Source organism: Xenorhabdus sp. PB30.3, from assembly GCF_963895965.1.
Classification (GTDB): Bacteria; Pseudomonadota; Gammaproteobacteria; order Enterobacterales; family Enterobacteriaceae; genus Xenorhabdus; species Xenorhabdus stockiae.
The window spans coordinates 1-1317 of record NZ_CAWQMW010000104.1 but is presented as its reverse complement, the minus strand read 5'-3'; the positions used below and the strand labels follow the sequence as shown (position 1 = coordinate 1317).

The 1317-nt window shown below is 29.5% G+C and carries 1 protein-coding gene; it reads left to right on the top strand.

Annotated features, from left to right (window positions below; all coding sequences use genetic code 11):
- Positions 1-362 precede the first annotated feature (362 nt).
- Positions 363-1317 (top strand): glycosyltransferase (locus tag AACX38_RS06635; RefSeq protein ID WP_228865907.1); only part of this gene is annotated, 955 nt, incomplete at its 3' end.

Here is a 1317-nt window from a genome sequence, read left to right as displayed (position 1 = left end):
ATGAATAAGTATATTAAAAGGTTAAGAAATGAATTTTCTACCATATATGTGATTTATTCCCTGAGTTTGTTACAAAATCAATTTATAAAGAGAGGCTTAATAAAATACTTAATCTGGTAACTCCCGTTACATTTAATGAAAAATTACAATGGTTAAAATTAAATGCATATAATAATAAGTTAGTGACTCAGTGTTCTGATAAATTTTGGTGAATTAACTTTTATTCATTCTGCTGGCATGGATAATGAGTTAAATAGTAAAGAAAATAAAAATATAGATGAAAACATTGGCGAACTTATTGAATTGGATTTTAATGATAGAAGTTAAATTAAAAGTGGTAGATTAATACAATGGTTTATTTCATGAATAAAGATGTTCCTAAGATATCTGTAATAATGTCTGTTTTCAATGGTTGTGAATTTTTGTCTGAAGCTGTAGAGTCAATTCTCAGTCAGTCGTTTTATGATTATGAATTTATCATAGTTAATGATGCCTCAACGGATAATACAGATCAGGTACTCTTTGAGTTTCAGAAGAGAGATAGCAGAATAAAAATTATCACGAATGCCTATAATATGGGGCTTGCTAAATCTTTGAATATGGCGATCTCTTTATCCAGAGGGGAGTTTATAGCCAGAATGGAAACTGATTATTATTCATTTCCAGAGAGACTCAAAAAGCAATATGAGTTTATGGTTGAGCATACTGATATTATTGTTTGTGGTACATCTATGAGCATCCATGAAGAACCGGGTAATAATAAAACCCCACCTTTAAGTCATGAAGAAATAATATCCCGCATTGCATTTGACTGTCCTTTCTATCATCCTACTGTAATGATAAGAAAAGAAACTTTTCTGAAGTTAGGGGCTTCTTATCCTGAAAATTATAAAAAAGCACAAGATTATGGATTATGGGTAAGTTTATTTTTATTAACAATTGGTGAAGGCTATAGGTTTATTAATCTTCCGGATGTTTTATTAAAATACAGAGTGCATCCTGAAAAGGAAAGGGACGATTATTATAATGAGCAGTTGCTCTATTCAGCTGAGTCTCAATTCAAATTAATGCCTTATTTAGGTGTTAAAGTTAATTTCAATAGTTTGGTGGAAATAAATTTGAGAAATAAGCTATCAGGTTATGAAATTATTAAACTAAATAAAATATTGAAACAAATAGCAGTGGGAGTAATGTTATTGTTGGCTCCAAAAGATAGGGGGTATGTCCATGATATATTAATAGCCAAGCAATATAAATTGTATTCTAGAGCTAAGATAAGTAATTTATTTGGAGTTTTATTAAAAATATATTCCAGAT